Here is a 16,373-nt window from a genome sequence, read left to right as displayed (position 1 = left end):
CACTATTCCTTTAAGTTGATTTTTTCAAGAACAAAATCAATGATCTTCTTGGAGTCGGTAATAACAGAGGCTTGCGCTATCATCCCTACACGAAGCTCTCCACGTTCACCTCTGCGATTAACAAGTGGGTCATTGGATATCGTTGCTTCCACCAAATAGTAGCTTAGACCGTCTTGCTGAACAATTGAATCTGTGCTGATAGATGTAATCGTACCTTTTTGGGAACCGAAACTTTGTTTAGGGAAGGCTGAAAAGCTGAAATCAACTTTATTGCCAATCGCTATTTTTCCTGCTTCTGCGTTAGGTACGGCGATGCTCATTTTATATTTTGACTCGTTGCTAGGAATAATGGAGATCAAGGCTTCGCCGGATTGTACCATGTCCCCGATGTTGGTTTCTTTTAAAATATTAATGGTCCCAGAAATTGGTGCTATGAGCAGTCTTTTGTTTCGTTCAAGCTCAAGTTGCTTAATAGCCTCTTGCAGCGTAATTAAGGTTCTTTTATTTTCTTCTATTGCTGAATGAATCTGTACAATACGGTCAAGTTTCAACTTTTCCAATGAGGTTTTTTCGGTTGACCGGTTAAGTTTCTCTTGATTCAGTAGATCATTTTGCTGCTCAGCCAGCTGTTTCTTTTGCATTTCTAAAGTTTTTCGTTCTGAAACTGAGGGATCATGCCCATTTATTAGCAAATCGAGGCTGACCTCTATCTCAACCAATTGTTGATTGTAATTGGTGATATTGCTTTCTGCGCTGAGCACGGCTTCGGTTTGGAATTGGTTGATTTGCAAATATGAACTTTCATATAGATGCTGTTCATCTGTAATCTGAGATTGAGGCACAAGGCGGTCCCCCAAGCTGAGCGAACGGTTGTAGATTTCTTTTTTCTCAGCAGATTGTTTAGATAGTTGCACATATTTAATTTGGTATGTATTATATTGTTCCGTCCGTTTGGTATCTGTAGATGGAAGCAGATTTTGATTCTCTTTGATGGATTGCACAAGCAATTTCTCGTTTGTAATTTCAACATTCAGCAGTTTCTTTTTTCGTTCCAGTTCAATTTTATTTTGAAGAGATTTATCCAAACTGGATTCGGCACTAAAGGCAGAAGATTCTTGCAAACCTATATTCTCGTGAATGGCAGCTGTAAGCTGATCCTGGGTTCCTTGATAGGTCTGCTGCTGCTGGCTGTATTCAAGGAGAAATTGTTCTACCATGTCATAATAGTAAACTTCGTCTGCATGTTCAGAAGAAAATTGATTGTTTAAATTGCTAATGCTTTGTTTATAAAGCTCGAGATAGTGCAGTTTCTTAGTGAGCTTATTGATTTCGGAGTTACGATTGGATAATTCTATATCGAGTTCTTTATGCTCAAAGGAAATTAACTGCTCGCCCTGCTTAATTTGCATCCCTTCATGGATATATACCTGTTCCACTTTTCCCACAGATGAAGTCTGAATGGTACTGACTTTTTCATTGGGCCTAACTACAGCAGAGGCTTTGGCGACTTCATCGATCTGGCCAAAATAGGACCAGACCAACGCAGACCCCAATAGAATAAATAAGATAAGTATGAAAATAGAAATCACAGGACTGGTCTTGGATTCCATGATTTCTCTGCTATCGGTCATTTCTGATAAGTTATGTATTTGTGCGCTCATACGAGAGACACCTCGCCTACTCCTGCAGCAGCATATTGAATGGTGTGATCTTGTTTTTGTTCAACCCCGGGGAGTTGATCTTTCCACAAGCCGTAGTACTTTCCACGGTAATCTAGAAGCTCCTGATGTGTCCCACACTCAATAATCCGCCCCTGATCCATGACATAAATTCGGTCACAACGCATGATTGTACTCAAACGGTGAGCGATAATAATCGTAGTCATGTCTTCAAAAGCATTGATCGTCTCCGATACTGCCTTCTCCGTTGTAGAATCCAGGTTACTAGTGGCTTCATCCATAATAAGAATATCCGGCTGTTTGAGCACCGCTCTGGCGATAGCCAGTCGCTGCTTCTGTCCTCCGGAAATATTGGTCGCATTCTCTTCTAACAAAGTGTTGTAGCGGAGTGGAAGCTGATTGATGAATTCGTGAGCCTGTGCGGTTTGGCAGGCGGTAACAATCAGTTCCAAATCCATATCCTGATCGACACCCAGACATAGATTTTCCCGAATTGTTCCGCTAAAAAAGAAAGTATCCTGTGAGATATATGCGATCCGCTGTCTTAAGCTATCTAAATGAATATCTTTAATGTTGTAGTTGTTAATTAAGATATCGCCTTCTTCGTGTTGGTAAAATTGCATAATTAATTTGATTAGTGTGGTTTTACCCGAGCCGCTCTCACCGACAAAGGCAATTTTCTCACCCTGTCTAAGTGTCAAATCGATATCATGAAGTACAAGGGAACGTGTACCGTATCTGAAGCTGACACGATCAAATTTAATATCACCTTTTAATGAAGCAGGTTGAATCTTCTTGTCCTCATCATTATGCTTCTCCGCTTCCAAATCAAGAATTTCTCCTAATCGGTCAGCAGCGACAATGGCCGTTTGCAAAGTGGGCTGGAGGTTGATTAAGTTCTGGATGGGTTGCAGGAAGTAAGCCAATAACGAGTTATAGGTAATCAATTGGCCCATTGTCATATTGCCTTTTATCACTTGTCTTGCTCCGACCCACAGTATGGCTACTCCTCCAACGAGTTGTACAAAACTCTTGAGGGAGGCTTGAATGTTATTGAAAAGACCAAAACTGAAGACAGATCTCAGAAATGAGATGAACTTCTGTTCAGTTTCATAGCCCACTTTCGATTCTGCATGATAGGCTTTAACTGTCTCGATACCATCTATTGATTCAACAATATAGGAGGTGAGCTGAGCATTTTTTTCCATCTGTTCGCGGTTTAAACGGTCAAATGGTTTGTGGAAGCTCCAAACCAATACCAGATACATTGGCACCATAAGTATAGTAATTCCGAATAAAAGAGCACTTTGCGAATATAGAATAATTCCACCGGCAATAACCATGATAATATCGATCATGATGGTTAGTGTTGCGCTGGAAATGGCATCTCGTACTTTCGAAGCATCCATAAGCCTTGATATTATTTCTCCTGTCTTACGTGTACCAAAAAAATTCATTGGGAGCTTTAACACATGGTGGTAATAGCCAAGTATGAGTGAAATATCGAGTTTTTGGCTCAACGTCAGTAAGATATGGCTACGAAAGGCATTTAATAATATTTGAAATATGTAGAGAATGATGACTCCAACAGATATTATGTTAAGTGTCTTTTTTAATCCAAAGGGTAGAATTTCGTCTAAAAGAAATTGGAAATAGAATGCAGCAAGTATACCTAAGATAGTGTAGAGTATAGATGTTAGAAAAATTCCTCCTAGCATTCTTTTTTGAGGAATCAGCAATCCAAAGAAACGAGCAAATAGACCTTTTGTTTGGTCCCCTTTTTTGAATTGAGGAGTGGGTACCATTAAGATAAGGACACTTGTCCAGATTTGGAAGAAATCTTCCGGTGTATATTTAACTATGCCTTGGACTGGATCCGCAACAATTATTTCCTTATTTGATATTTTATGGATTACAACATAGTGTAATAATGTCTGATCTATAATGACATGGGCAATAGCGGGAAGTGGGAAGTTTTCGAAGAAGGCTTCATGGCTTCCCTTGACTCCTTTTGCTGTAAACCCAAGTTTTTCTGCTGCTTTTATGAGTCCATATATATTGGTTCCCATTTTATCAGTTCCGGCTACTTCACGAATTTTAGTGATTGGATATTTGAGACCGTATTGTTTGGAGATAGTTGCTAGACAGGCTGCACCGCAGTCTTTAATATCAAGCTGTTTAATACAATAGTATTTCTTAAACAGAATAAACCCCACCTACTATTAGTGATTTGTACATATTCATTGGGATCAACAATATCTTATCCATGTAGAGAATGATTTCGTAACTGAAACAAAATCTTTTTGTAAATAAGCCTCACTAGAAGATTGCTTCTCTGACCTAATAGAAATCATAATAAGCTCCAAGTGAATGATATTTATTCTCTTGGAGCTACTAAATATTCAGGAAAGTGTTTTATATATTTTTATTAGCAATTCCTGCGGAAATTACAATGATACTAGATGTAGTTAAGGCAGTATAGCCAAAGGCGCATGCTGCTACTACTGGAAGACTAACTGGTGCTGTTGCCGCAACTGCTATTAAAGTGGCTCCAGCAATAACTCCACCTATACCAGTTGCAATTTGTCCCCAAAGAGCACCGCCCTGAATATCGTACAATTCAGATCCTTTTAATAATTCAAAACCACTACTTGAAATTTCCAATTCAATCCCCCCTTATCCAAATATTGCGACTCCTACGCCTGCTACTGCAGCAGCTAAACCTAATGCAGGAAGAGCTGGTACTGTGGCAATTGCTCCTAAGATTGCGCAGCTACTAGCGATTGCTGGTACTCCAGCAGCAGCAACCCCAACGCCCACTACTGAAGAGGCTACGCCGACTGCTTTAGTTAACCAGCCACCACCATTAAGATCCATCAACGAAGATAAATCAAGTTCTTCAAACGTACTATGATTAAAACTGAGTTCCATTATGTCACCTCCTTTAATCATGATTTATATTAAATCGGGAGTGAATGATCAAATGAAAATCCCTGATTTAATTCCATATTCATTTTTCGTGTTTGGCTAGAAAATTCAATCCAATTAATATGAGAGCGATAAATCCTGTGAAACAAAAGGGTATCCATATGGGACCATTAGTAATCCTATTCATTTTGGCTATCAATATAATTCCTGAGCAAATAACTGAAAAATACACCTTCCAAAGCTTAATATTTTGATTTCCCAGTCTAAGCTTATTCCATTCACTGATGATAAATAGATTCAAAATCAAAAGAGTTCCTAATACAGTAATTGTAGTATCTTGAAAGGTATCGATATAATAAATAAAACTCAAGATAGTGAAAATTAATGTGATACTAAAACAGAAAATCACTATTTTTTTTTTCATAGCCGGCTCCTCATTTTTATAAAATAGATGGATTTACACCTACATAAATGTCAATAATCATTTTTTCTAAGGAAGCTTCAGAGTTATCTGAAGTGTACACATTATAAAATGCTGTGATTTGTTGAAGTCCCTTATCTGATATGTACTTTATAATAGATTCATATGTACTTTGTACTCCAACAGGGTTCCCCATGAATCTGCAGGATAGGGCATTAACTAAGTGGAAAATTTTTTTGTGTTTATAAGTTTGATCTGATGGAAAAGGCTTATTGAGAGGAATCATAATCTCCATGTCCATTAAATATTCCCCATTAACAATCTCCGCCGAGAATGTGCTCGTAATAAGGGGTCCTGCTTTCACTGCTTGATATTTTTCTATTATTTTTGCAGTTTGAGCTATTTCTATTTGTAATTCTTCTTGATTCATCTTCTTTCTAACGGAAAGGACATTTTCAAGCAAAATTTCTTGATTTTTTTGAATTTCAAACAATTCAGCACCTCCTAAAAAAGATCATAACTATGTGAATTTTCACAAACCTATCGTAATTGTTAAACTCCCTGATGAGTGGATTAATAACTTTATAGTAACTAGAATATCTATTAAGATACATATCCCTCAGTACATATTCCCTTTTGAGTTAATCTGTGCTAAAATATATTTTTTTTACAATAAATCCACTTTATTTAACAATTTTTTATCTTTTTGATCTAACACAAACCTCACGACTTATGTCATTGTTTTCTTTTGAATGGAGTGTTATGCTCTGTTTAATTAATACCATAAGTTGGGAGAATGGTTTGTTTTGGATATTCTTGAATGTGAACGAGCTTGGTTTACGGTAGATGATTTAGATAAAAAATCTAATAATTCCTTGTGTGAATTTTGCCAACCTTGGAGTAACCTCAAAACAGAAAAATCCTTTTCTATAGAAGAGCTGGTTCCCTACGAGGTATTGGTTGAAGTACTACATTCAGAATTGGCGAAAGTAACGGAATTTCTCTTATTGCCCTTTGTTTTTTTCTTAACAGATCAAGCCGGCAATATTATTAATATTGTTACTCCTTTCGAAGCGTTTCAGAAGAAAGTAGATCATTTTGGAATTAGGAGTGGAACTAACCTTTCGAAGCAATTCTCTGGAGTAAATGCAGTTTCACTAGCGATGGAGGTTAAATCAATTGCAGTAGTGCGTGGAGAAGAGCATAGTATGCCAATGTTTAAAGAGTGGAATTGTGTATGCGCTCCTATAATGATAAATGGTTGTATATGTGGATATATCGACATTTCATTTGAAGCCGAGAGGCAAATTGGCTTTTCGATTCTCTTTATTAAACAATTATCCGAAAAGATTGTTCTGAAGTTGAAGGAACGAAGCCCAAAGTTAATTGAGTACAGATTTCAGGAAAAGTGTGATTCGTATCGATTATCGCCCAGAGAAAGGGAGGTAGCGTATCACTGGTCACTAAGAAAAGGTGCGTTGCAAATTTCCAATGACCTTAATGTGAAAGAGGGGACTGTGCGGAATATCGTTAAGAGTATTTATAGTAAGATGGATATCAGCGAGAGATGGGAATTGATAGAAATACTTAAGTTGTAAATTTTGATGATAAACATCAAAATACTCGTTTGTACATAAGATATAAAAGCCATCCTCCGAAATTAATCAACAACGGAGGATGGCTTTTATCTGTCTAGAACATTTTTTTGATAAGTACTTAACCGCAAGAACAATTCAAAACTGGCTTACGCGCAGCCTGTGTCTCATCCAAACGGCTAATCTCTGTGGTATGCGGTGCGTTGATTACAATTTCTGGTGTCTCCTGCGCTTCTTTCACAATCTGAATCATCGTATCGATGAAGCCGTCGAGCGTTTCTTTACTTTCGGTTTCCGTCGGCTCGATCATCATGCATTCCTCAACAGTCAGAGGGAAGTACACGGTTGGCGGGTGGTAGCCGAAGTCGAGCAATCGTTTAGCAACGTCTAAGGTGCGCACGCCATATTGCTTGAGGTTTTTGCCGGACATCACGAATTCATGCTTACATACACCCGGATATGGGATTTCAAAATACGGCGCCAGACGGTGCATCATATAGTTCGCATTCAGCACAGCATTTTCGGATACCTCACGCAGTCCGTCTGGACCATAGGTCCGGATATAGGCATAGGCACGAACCAGAATACCAAAGTTTCCATAAAAAGCTTTCACGCGTCCAATAGATTCAGGACCACCGAAGTGAAGTGAGAAGCTGCTATCTTCATTCTTTACCACAGTAGGTTGTGGCAAGAATGGAATGAGGATAGATTTTACGCCGACTGGTCCGGCTCCAGGGCCGCCACCGCCATGTGGGGTGCTCATTGTCTTATGCAAGTTCAGATGCACAACGTCAAAGCCCATGTCGCCAGGGCGGGTAATGCCCATAATGGCATTGGAGTTGGCTCCATCGTAATAGAGTAAGCCCCCTGCTTCATGCACGATCTCAGCAATCTCGACAATTTGGGTCTCGAACAAGCCGAGTGTGCTTGGGTTAGTCAGCATCAGTGCGGCTGTGTCGCTACCGACGGCTGCCTTCAGTGCTTCAAGATCGACCATTCCTTTATCTGTGGAAGGGATCGTGATCGTTTCAAGTCCTGCTGCTGAGGCACTAGCAGGATTGGTTCCGTGCGAGGAATCCGGCACGATAACCTTAGTACGCGTCTCGCCGCGACTTTCATGGTAGGCGCGGATCATCATGAGGCCGGTCCATTCACCATGAGCACCTGCGGCAGGCTGTAAGGATACTGCATCCATGCCCGTCAGCGCGGACAGATCATTTTGTAGGGTATACATTAATTCCAGTGCGCCTTGAATACTTTCTTCTGGTTGGTAGGGATGAATTTTGGCGAAGCCGGAGAAGCGGGCAACATCTTCGTTAATCTTCGGATTGTATTTCATCGTGCATGAACCGAGAGGATAGAAGCCATTGTCTACACCAAAGTTGCGACGTGAAAGAGAAGTGTAGTGGCGAATGACATCCACTTCCGATACTTCTGGAAGTACGACGGGTTCGCTACGGAGTAAATCCGATGGAATTAGGGATTCCAAGGTTTCTTCCTGCGGCACATCGCATAGTGGCAAAGAATAGGCCGAACGGCCCGGACGGCTTAATTCAAAAATTAGACTTTGCTCCGGTTTCATAAACAGCCCTCCAGTGTGCTAGCGAATTGGTCGATTTCGGTTTTGCTTCTTTTTTCCGTTACGGCAACCAGCATTTGTCCAGCAAGTTCAGGATAATCACGACCCAGATCATAACCCCCAAGATAACCTTCCTTCAGCAGCTTCAAATTAATAGAGGCCACACTGCTGCCTTCAGGAAGCTTCACGACAAATTCGTTAAAGAATGGGGAGGAGAAGGCAAGTTCAGCACCTGTTAGTCCGCTGAGTTTATTAGCAGCGTAATGGCTTTTGCGAATATTTAGCTCGCCTACTTCACGCATGCCTTCTTTGCCCATAACGGACAAGTAGACGGATGCGCAGAGGGCCAGCAGCGCCTGATTGGAGCAGATATTCGATGTCGCTTTTTCACGACGAATATGCTGCTCACGCGCTTGAAGTGTAAGAACGAAGCCACGTTTACCGTTACGGTCTACCGTTTGGCCAACGATCCGGCCTGGCATGCGGCGCATCAGGTGATCAGCTACGGCAAAGAATCCGCAAGTTGGACCCCCGAGAGAAGCTGGAATACCGAGTGGCTGAGCATCACCCACTACGATGTCGGCTCCAAGTTTGCCCGGAGTTTCAAGTACACCAAGAGCTATTGGGTTCGCGCTGACTACAAGAAGACCTTTAACCGCGTGAATCAGCGGCTCAACCGAGCGAAGATCCTCGATGCTGCCGAAGAAGTTAGGCGATTGAATAAGCACTGCGGCAGTATCTTCATCGATAGCTTCAGCAAGTTTAGCTTGATCGGTAAGACCGTCTTTATAGTCAATCTCCACCACCTCCAGACCCCAAGCATTAGCCGAAGTACGTAGCACTTGGCGAGCCTCAGGATGAACGGTACGGGAGACGATTAATTTTTTGCGTTTGGTAGCGCCAGCCGCGAGAACCGCTGCTTCGGATAAAGCTGTAGCGCCATCATACATACTGGCATTGGCAACTTTCATACCGGTTAGTTCGCAAATGTAGGATTGGAATTCGAAGATCGCTTGCAGCTCACCTTGGCTGATCTCCGGTTGATAAGGAGTGTAGGCAGTGTAGAATTCAGAACGGGAAATGACATGGTTGATGACCACAGGGATGTGATGATCGTATAATCCGGCGCCGAGGAAGCTGGCGTGAGAATCAAAGTCGGCATTTTGGTCAGTCAAACCTTTCATGTGGCGCAGCAGGGCGTATTCATCGAGTGGTTCAGACATCGGCATAGTGCCTTGGTAACGTACCGCTTCAGGAATATCGGAGAACAGCTCATCTATAGACTGAATCCCGACGGCCTCCATCATCTCTACGCGGTCCTGTTCTGTCATGGGCAGATAACGGTGCTTCATTAAGGTTTCACTCCTTGGCTTTTTTAAAATATAAGAAAGTACAATTTTCACGCTATACTTTATCCTTCTATTTCTCGCTTAAAAGCTCACCGTCCTTATATGGACGCTAAAGGCGTTTATACTTGTAAAAAGGGGCCTTAATCACTACAGCCTTAAGCTGCTTACCGCGTATCTCCACGTAAACCTCTGTGCCTATTTCACTGTAAGCAGCATCAATCAAAGCCAACCCCAGGTTCCGTTTCAGCGTAGGGGACTGTGTTCCGGTTGTGACCTCACCAATCTTAACCCCATCTGCCCAAACAGGATAATGGGAGCGTGGAATGCCTCGATCAATCATTTCTAGGCCGACAAGGCGACGGGGAATCCCAGCTTCTTTTTGCTGTATTAGTGCATCGCGTCCGATAAAGTCTATTTTGTCCAGCTTCACGAAGAACTGTACTCCTGCTTCAAGCGGGGTGATGTCAGCGGATAGCTCCTGACCGTACAGTGGTAATTTTGCCTCAAAACGCAGGGTATCCCGTGCACCCAGTCCAGCAGGTGTTAATCCGTGAGGCGCGCCTGCAGCAAGCAGTCCGTTCCATAACGTTTCTGCACCTTCCAGCGAAGCGTAGATCTCGAAGCCATCTTCACCGGTATAACCCGTACGGGAGATAAGTACCTCTACACCGCAAACGGTGGCGCGTTCGATGAAATGGAAAGGCTTGAGTGTTGAAATAGGAGCATCAGTAACTTCCGCGAGAATGGTCTCTGCCAGAGGACCCTGCAAGGCGAGCAAAAGCGTCTCGTCAGAGACATTAGTGAGCGTGACTTCGCCGAATTCAGAGGTCAAATGCTCTTGCAGCCACTGGAAGTCTTTGTCGATGTTGGAGGCATTAACGACGAGCATATAATGCCCTTCGCTTAGGCGATACACGAGTAGATCGTCGACAACTCCGCCATTTGGATAACAGAGCAGTGTATATTGTGCCGCACCATCCGTGAGACGGCTGACATCATTGGTTGTCATTTTTTGCAAAAAGGCTTCTGCACCGCTCCCAATCACCATGAATTCACCCATATGCGAGACATCGAACAGCCCAGCCTGCTGGCGAACGGCTTCATGCTCTTTTACGATACCTGTAAACTGTACTGGCAGCTCCCAGCCACCGAAGTCAATGCATCTGGATTCCGCATAAGCGGAATAGAGATCATAAAAAGGTGTTCTTCTCAAAGCATCCATGTCGTCACTCCCCTTGATCTGATTACATACGAAAAAAGGACAGGCAGAAGCAATCATGCATAAATGCACAAATCGCTTTCTGCTCTGTCCTTTGTACCTGAGAGTTACCCTGCCGTAACTAGCTTGCAGGTTTCCCCGTTGGTGATCTGACGCATCTAGCCTTGCGTCTGATGCTCTCCAGAGATACGTCCGACAAAGGTCCTTTTGCCTGAGAGATTCACCCCTGTTAGGGCTTACTCCTTCGGCGCCGTCTTCAAGTGAGACAGTCTCTCCCTATGCCATCATCCGCAATTATATTTCTTCGAGAAACGGTTATTGTCTATAAAAAGACGACAACGTCATTTCTTCTTGTATGTCTCCATTAAACGGGTATAGTCGGGCGCTGTCAACAAGAAAACGTCGAAAAAATGACAAATTTAAATTTCCTGTTAGTAATATTGACATTGTGAGCCGGGATAACTTAGGCTATAACTAAATTTAGAACTCCAAATTGGAAATGAGGCGGCTTGAAATGAGTGAAGTATTAGACAACCTTCTTTACAGCGAAGAGCATGAATGGGCACAGCAAGTAGAAGGGCGAGTAGTACGTGTTGGGATTACGGACCATGCTCAGCATTTATTAGGCGACATCGTATTTGTTGAGTTTCCTGAGGTAGGATCGACCATTTCAGCCGGTGACAGCGTAGGCAGTATCGAATCCGTTAAGACGGTATCGGAGTTGTATTCGCCCGTCTCTGGGACGGTTACCAAGGTGAATGATGGATTAGAAGCTAGTCCGGAGCTTATCAATGATCAGCCGTATGGCGGGGGTTGGATTTTTGAGATTGAAGTTGATGGAGAGTATGCTGATGCTGTAAAAGGTCTGTTAGATGCAGCTGGTTATAGCGCGTTAGTTGCTGAATAATTGGAAATCGGGGACGGAAAATAGTCTGATCAAGTGTGATATTTTTAGCAGCAAGTTTCTGTGATTCGGGGACTTGCTGTTTGTGTTTCTTATGTAGATTGTGCGAGTATTCGTAAACCCAATCGAGTGGTTTGAGGGTCTAGTGGAGTATGGAATTAGGGAAAACCTCCCTCATTTTAGACGATTATAGCGTGAGAGTTAGGGTTTTAGGAAATTCCTCCCTAATCATCTCGGTAAAACCACTATTTCAGACTAAAAAGAGTAATAATCAGGGGGGAATTCCCTCATTCCGCGATTGGATACGATAATAGGTGAATAATCAGGGAGGTTTTCGCTAATTAAATTGGATGAAGCCCCTTGTAAGCTCAATGTGGTAATTGCAAAGGCCCCTGCCGCCGAACTTAGCTCTGAGCGCAAGCAACTATATTTTATTCCACCTCTTGAAGCTGTCGAAGTACAATGATCTCTACGCGTCGATTTTTCTGTTTGCCTGCTACCGTAGTATTATCTGCTGTTGGTCGGGTATCGGCATAACCTGCATATTGAAAAGTGTCCGGGTTCAGTCCTTCATTATCTAAGAAAAAGCGCAGCACAGAAAGCGCACGAGCACCCGATAGCTCCCAATTGTCGTTATAACGTGAAGCTGATGACACTGGTGTATTATCCGTATGTCCTTCAATGCTGATCGTTGCTCCGATATCTTTGAATAAGCCAGACAACTGCTGAAGAGCAGGAAGGGCTGGTGACTTCACATCTGCTTTACCCACATCAAAAAGAAAACGGTCGCTGAGCGTGATTTCTATGCCCTGCGGTTTGTCGGCTACAAATATTTGTTCACCGAGATTATTCTCCTCCACATAGTGGGTGATCACACCCATTAACTCAGCAAGCTTCGCCTCTTGTTCTCGAAAAGCCAACTCCCGTGCTGAAGGTGTTTCATTCTCCGTTTGTTCATCAGAACCGTCATTTGGTTTTGCAGTTGCGTTCGCATTCCCATCTGTACTCTCTGGTTTGTTGTCAGGGGTCTTTCCAGCATCTAAAATACCATCCCCGCCTTCAAGAACAGTGCTGCTCGACTTGAAAGTCTGGGATAAAGAGCCGGTAACGATATTATATTTGTCAGTGTCCAGGCTGCTCATCGCATACAATATAACGAAAAATATAAGTAAAAGCGTAATTAGATCTGCGTAAGTAATCATCCAACGATCACGGCTTTCTCGATTCTCTACCCGCCGTTTGCGCCGGTCTCTTTGTCTCATATAAAACCTCTTGCTTCTGCACGGTCATCTGTGGTGGTGTCTGAAATGAAGGAGTTCAGTTTTTTACGCACCAGCAACGGATGATCCCCGTTTTGTAGAGAAAGAATGCCTACTAGCAGCATCTCCATGCTATGCAGCTCACTTTGGCTGCGGGATTTGATTTTGGAAGCAATGGGTAAAAATATTAGATTAGCGATGGCTACTCCGTACAGTGTTGCAGTGAACGCTACTGCGATAGAGGTACCTAGATTTGATGGGTCTGTAAGGTTGCCCAGTACCCTAATGAGTCCCATAACTGTACCGATGATCCCCATCGTTGGAGCATATCCGCCAGCGGCTTCAAAAATCTTGGCGTAGCTTTCATGCTTCAATTCTTTCGCATCCATTTCCAATTCCAAAATCTGTCTTACCTGCTCAGGGTCAGTGCCATCGACGATAAGCAGCAGTCCTTCACGGGTAAAAGGATCAGGATGTACCTCCGCTTGTTTTTCGAGCATTAAAACGCCGCCACGGCGGGCCACTGTGGCCATTGCGATGAGCTCTTCTGCCTTCTCTTCATCACGTTCAGGATTGCGGCCAAAAGCCATGCGCAGAGCGGTGGGAATGGAGCGTAGCTTAGCTGCCGGGAAGCTGATCATTACGGCGGCAATCGTACCTCCAAATACAATCAAAGCTGCATTAAGCTGCAGCAGTCCGGAAAGGCTTCCGCCTTCCCAGAGGTAGCCGCCGATTAGCGCAGCCAGTCCGGCCACTAGGCCGATTATTGCGGTAATATCCATGCTTCAAGCTCCTAACATTTCTGTGTATTATGGTTTGCATCGATCTAAGCAACACTGTATAATGAACGGGAACACATATTCTTATCTTCCATATTTTTTACTATCGTATGGAGAGAGAAGATTCAGACAACAATTATAATATATTAATCTAGTTTAGACGATAGAGGGGAGACGGGCAAATGAGTGATATTGTCGTCAGTACGAAGACTTTTGAATTGGAGTCCGAGTATACACCCCAGGGCGATCAGCCTCATGCCATAGATGAATTACTACAAGGCATCCGGCAGGGTAAGAAGCACCAGACGCTGCTGGGAGCGACAGGTACAGGGAAGACCTTTACTGTCGCGCAAGTTATTTCCAAATTAAATCGCCCCACGCTGGTTATTGCGCATAACAAGACACTGGCTGCCCAGCTGGCAAGTGAGTTTAAGGAGTTTTTCCCGAATAATTCGGTAGACTATTTCGTCAGCTACTACGACTATTACCAACCAGAGGCGTACATTCCCTCCTCCGATACTTATATTGAGAAAGATTCCAGCATTAACGAAGAGATTGATAAACTTCGCCACTCCGCGACAAGCTCCTTGTTCGAACGGCGTGACGTTATTATTGTAGCGAGTGTGTCTTGTATTTACGGTCTCGGTTCACCAATGGAATACGGAAGCTTGCTGTTGTCCTTGCGGGTTGGGATGGAGAAGCCGCGCAATGAGATTCTGAGCAGACTGGTGGATATTCAATACCAGCGCAATGATATCAATTTTGTACGCGGAACATTCCGTGTACGTGGTGATGTGGTTGAAATCTTCCCGGCATCTCAGGGTGAACATGCGATTCGCGTTGAATTGTTTGGCGATGAGATTGAGCGGATCACTGAAATTGATGTTTTAACGGGTGAATTGATCGGTGAACGCGACCATGTCGCCATTTTTCCGGCTTCTCACTTTGTTACCAAGGAAGAAACGATGCGTGTAGCAATAGTCAATATTGAACGGGAGCTGGAAGAGCGGCTGACCGTGCTTCGTGACGCAGGCAAGCTTCTGGAAGCGCAACGTCTGGAACAACGGACACGTTACGACATTGAGATGATGAAGGAAGTGGGTTTCTGTTCGGGGATTGAGAACTATTCCGGGCCACTAACCTTCAGGGAGCCAGGAGCAACTCCATATACGTTAATGGATTATTTTCCTGATGATATGTTAATTGTCGTAGATGAATCCCATGTTACCCTTCCGCAAATTCGGGCGATGTATAACGGTGACCGGGCGCGTAAGACAGTGTTGGTAGAGCATGGTTTCCGTCTGCCTTCTGCGCTGGATAACCGTCCGCTTCAGTTCGAAGAGTTCGAAGATAAAGTGAACCAGATCATTTACGTTTCTGCGACACCTGGACCTTATGAAATGGAACACTGCGAAACTATGGTGCAGCAGATTATCCGTCCGACTGGGCTATTGGATCCAATCATTGAGGTTCGTCCTACAGAAGGCCAGATCGATGATCTGATTAGCGAAATCCGTGACCGGGTCGAACGTGATGAACGTGTACTCGTTACCACTTTGACGAAGAAGATGTCGGAGGATCTGACAGACTACTTTAAGGAAATCGGTATTAAGGTTCGTTATATGCACTCTGACATCAAAACACTGGAACGGATGGCGATCTTGCGGGATCTTCGTCTCGGTACGTTCCATGTCCTGGTAGGGATTAACCTCCTGAGAGAAGGTCTCGACTTACCGGAGGTATCTTTAGTTGCAATTCTCGATGCCGATAAAGAAGGGTTCCTTCGTTCCGAACGTTCACTAATTCAGACGATTGGCCGTGCGGCTCGTAACTCTGAGGGTCGTGTAATCATGTATGGTGATCGGATCACTGATTCGATGGAGAAAGCGATGAGCGAAACATCGCGCCGTCGCGCCATTCAGATTGCTCATAATGAGAAACATGGCATTACCCCAACCACCATTAATAAAAAAGTGCGTGACATCATCGAGGCGACGAAGGTTGCTGAGTCTAAAGCCGATTATCTCACAGGTGTTGGTGGCAAGATGAATAAGAAAGAAAAACAAAGTCTGATCCAACGTCTGGAAGCTGAAATGAAGGACGCTGCCAAGAACCTGCAATTCGAACGCGCGGCAGAGCTGCGCGACGCATTGCTGGAGCTTCGGGCTGAGTAACAAACCATTAATGCATCACCGATATTTAAAATAGGTATTGAACGGTGCTGTCCTAGACCGTTCTTTTTGAATCAATAGAGGGCCGCGTATCCAGTAATGTTTATGGCACTTAAACGTATCCCGCAGGGACAGCGCCCGCAATGTACTTGGCACTTACGCGTATCCCGTAGGACAGCACCAGGCAATGTACTTGGTACTTATGCGTATCCCGCAGGGACAGCACCATGCAACGTCTATGACAGTTGCTTGTACCTGCTTTTAGGTAGTGCGAGAATGTCCAAGCGGTCCCGCAGGGATAAGCGCTCTGAGCATTATAGTCACTAAGTTACGTCCCACCATACTCCTTCTCCAGAAAATGCGGGTGTCCAGAGGGTGCAACCCTTGGGGCCCTCCCTTGGAAGAGAGGGTTTGGGAGGGATCGAAAGGCTTTGAAAAGGCTTTGAGAATATTTTGAAATAAAGTTGAAATAGTTTTTTTAAAAGGAGAG

13 protein-coding genes and 1 riboswitch are annotated in these 16,373 nt (G+C 43.6%); of the genes, 3 read left to right on the top strand and 10 right to left on the bottom strand.

Annotated features, from left to right (window positions below):
* Positions 1 to 2: 2 nt before the first annotated feature.
* The 5 genes from PODO_RS27445 to PODO_RS27420 all read right to left on the bottom strand — a co-directional run bounded on the left by PODO_RS27445 (position 3) and on the right by PODO_RS27420 (position 5,521).
* Entirely contained in the window at positions 3 to 1,661 is a 1,659-nt protein-coding gene (locus PODO_RS27445; protein WP_038573521.1) for a beta-barrel domain-containing protein, read from the bottom strand.
* Complete coding sequence (locus PODO_RS27440) at positions 1,658 to 3,886, bottom strand: peptidase domain-containing ABC transporter (RefSeq protein WP_370510553.1); 2,229 nt, start codon at positions 3,884 to 3,886, stop codon at positions 1,658 to 1,660. The genes PODO_RS27445 and PODO_RS27440 overlap by 4 nt, the downstream gene beginning before the upstream one ends.
* A 208-nt stretch (positions 3,887 to 4,094) precedes the next feature.
* On the bottom strand, positions 4,095 to 4,343 hold the full coding sequence (locus tag PODO_RS27435; protein WP_036678593.1) for a hypothetical protein: 249 nt from the start codon (positions 4,341 to 4,343) through the stop codon (positions 4,095 to 4,097).
* 12 nt (positions 4,344 to 4,355) lie between these two features.
* A complete protein-coding gene (locus PODO_RS27430) occupies positions 4,356 to 4,610 on the bottom strand; it encodes a hypothetical protein (RefSeq protein ID WP_036678596.1) in 255 nt (84 codons plus the stop codon).
* A 437-nt stretch (positions 4,611 to 5,047) separates the two neighbouring features.
* Positions 5,048 to 5,521: a GyrI-like domain-containing protein gene (locus PODO_RS27420; protein ID WP_051491031.1), complete on the bottom strand. Its 474-nt coding sequence runs from the start codon at positions 5,519 to 5,521 to the stop codon at positions 5,048 to 5,050.
* Between the two features lie 313 nt (positions 5,522 to 5,834).
* Here PODO_RS27420 and PODO_RS27415 point away from each other — a divergent pair, with 313 nt between their 5' ends.
* Positions 5,835 to 6,626, top strand: coding sequence for a helix-turn-helix transcriptional regulator (locus PODO_RS27415; RefSeq protein WP_038573519.1), 792 nt, complete (start codon positions 5,835 to 5,837; stop codon positions 6,624 to 6,626).
* A 118-nt stretch (positions 6,627 to 6,744) separates the two neighbouring features.
* On the opposite strand, the gene gcvPB is transcribed toward PODO_RS27415, so the two are convergent.
* The 3 genes from gcvPB to gcvT all read right to left on the bottom strand — a co-directional run bounded on the left by gcvPB (position 6,745) and on the right by gcvT (position 10,773).
* Positions 6,745 to 8,205: an aminomethyl-transferring glycine dehydrogenase subunit GcvPB gene (gene gcvPB, locus PODO_RS27410; protein WP_036678605.1), complete on the bottom strand. Its 1,461-nt coding sequence runs from the start codon at positions 8,203 to 8,205 to the stop codon at positions 6,745 to 6,747.
* Positions 8,202 to 9,554, bottom strand: coding sequence for an aminomethyl-transferring glycine dehydrogenase subunit GcvPA (gcvPA, locus tag PODO_RS27405; RefSeq protein ID WP_038573517.1), 1,353 nt, complete (start codon positions 9,552 to 9,554; stop codon positions 8,202 to 8,204). Before gcvPA ends, gcvPB begins: the two co-directional genes overlap by 4 nt.
* Before the next feature lie 106 nt (positions 9,555 to 9,660).
* Positions 9,661 to 10,773: a glycine cleavage system aminomethyltransferase GcvT gene (gene gcvT, locus PODO_RS27400; protein ID WP_038573515.1), complete on the bottom strand. Its 1,113-nt coding sequence runs from the start codon at positions 10,771 to 10,773 to the stop codon at positions 9,661 to 9,663.
* Between the two features lie 186 nt (positions 10,774 to 10,959).
* Positions 10,960 to 11,058, bottom strand: a riboswitch (glycine riboswitch).
* Between the two features lie 226 nt (positions 11,059 to 11,284).
* On the opposite strand from gcvT, the gene gcvH reads away from it, so the two are divergent.
* Positions 11,285 to 11,677, top strand: a complete 393-nt coding sequence (gene gcvH / locus PODO_RS27395) for a glycine cleavage system protein GcvH (RefSeq protein WP_036678614.1) — start codon at positions 11,285 to 11,287, stop codon at positions 11,675 to 11,677.
* Between the two features lie 428 nt (positions 11,678 to 12,105).
* Here the strand turns inward: gcvH and PODO_RS27390 are convergent, their stop codons facing one another.
* Positions 12,106 to 12,936 (bottom strand): flagellar motor protein MotB, encoded by an 831-nt coding sequence (locus PODO_RS27390; RefSeq protein WP_038573513.1) that lies wholly within the window; start codon positions 12,934 to 12,936, stop codon positions 12,106 to 12,108.
* A complete protein-coding gene (locus PODO_RS27385) occupies positions 12,933 to 13,715 on the bottom strand; it encodes a flagellar motor protein (protein ID WP_038573511.1) in 783 nt (260 codons plus the stop codon). The genes PODO_RS27390 and PODO_RS27385 overlap by 4 nt, the downstream gene beginning before the upstream one ends.
* 179 nt (positions 13,716 to 13,894) lie before the next feature.
* Here PODO_RS27385 and uvrB point away from each other — a divergent pair, with 179 nt between their 5' ends.
* The gene (gene uvrB / locus PODO_RS27380) at positions 13,895 to 15,886 is read left to right on the top strand and encodes an excinuclease ABC subunit UvrB (protein WP_036678623.1); all 1,992 of its coding nucleotides are present in this window, start codon (positions 13,895 to 13,897) and stop codon (positions 15,884 to 15,886) included.
* Positions 15,887 to 16,373 lie beyond the last annotated feature (487 nt).

The organism is Paenibacillus odorifer, from assembly GCF_000758725.1.
In the GTDB taxonomy this organism is placed as follows: Bacteria; Bacillota; Bacilli; order Paenibacillales; family Paenibacillaceae; genus Paenibacillus_AQ; species Paenibacillus_AQ odorifer.
The sequence above is the reverse complement of the archived record's forward strand: the minus strand, read 5'-3'. Positions and strand labels throughout refer to the sequence as shown.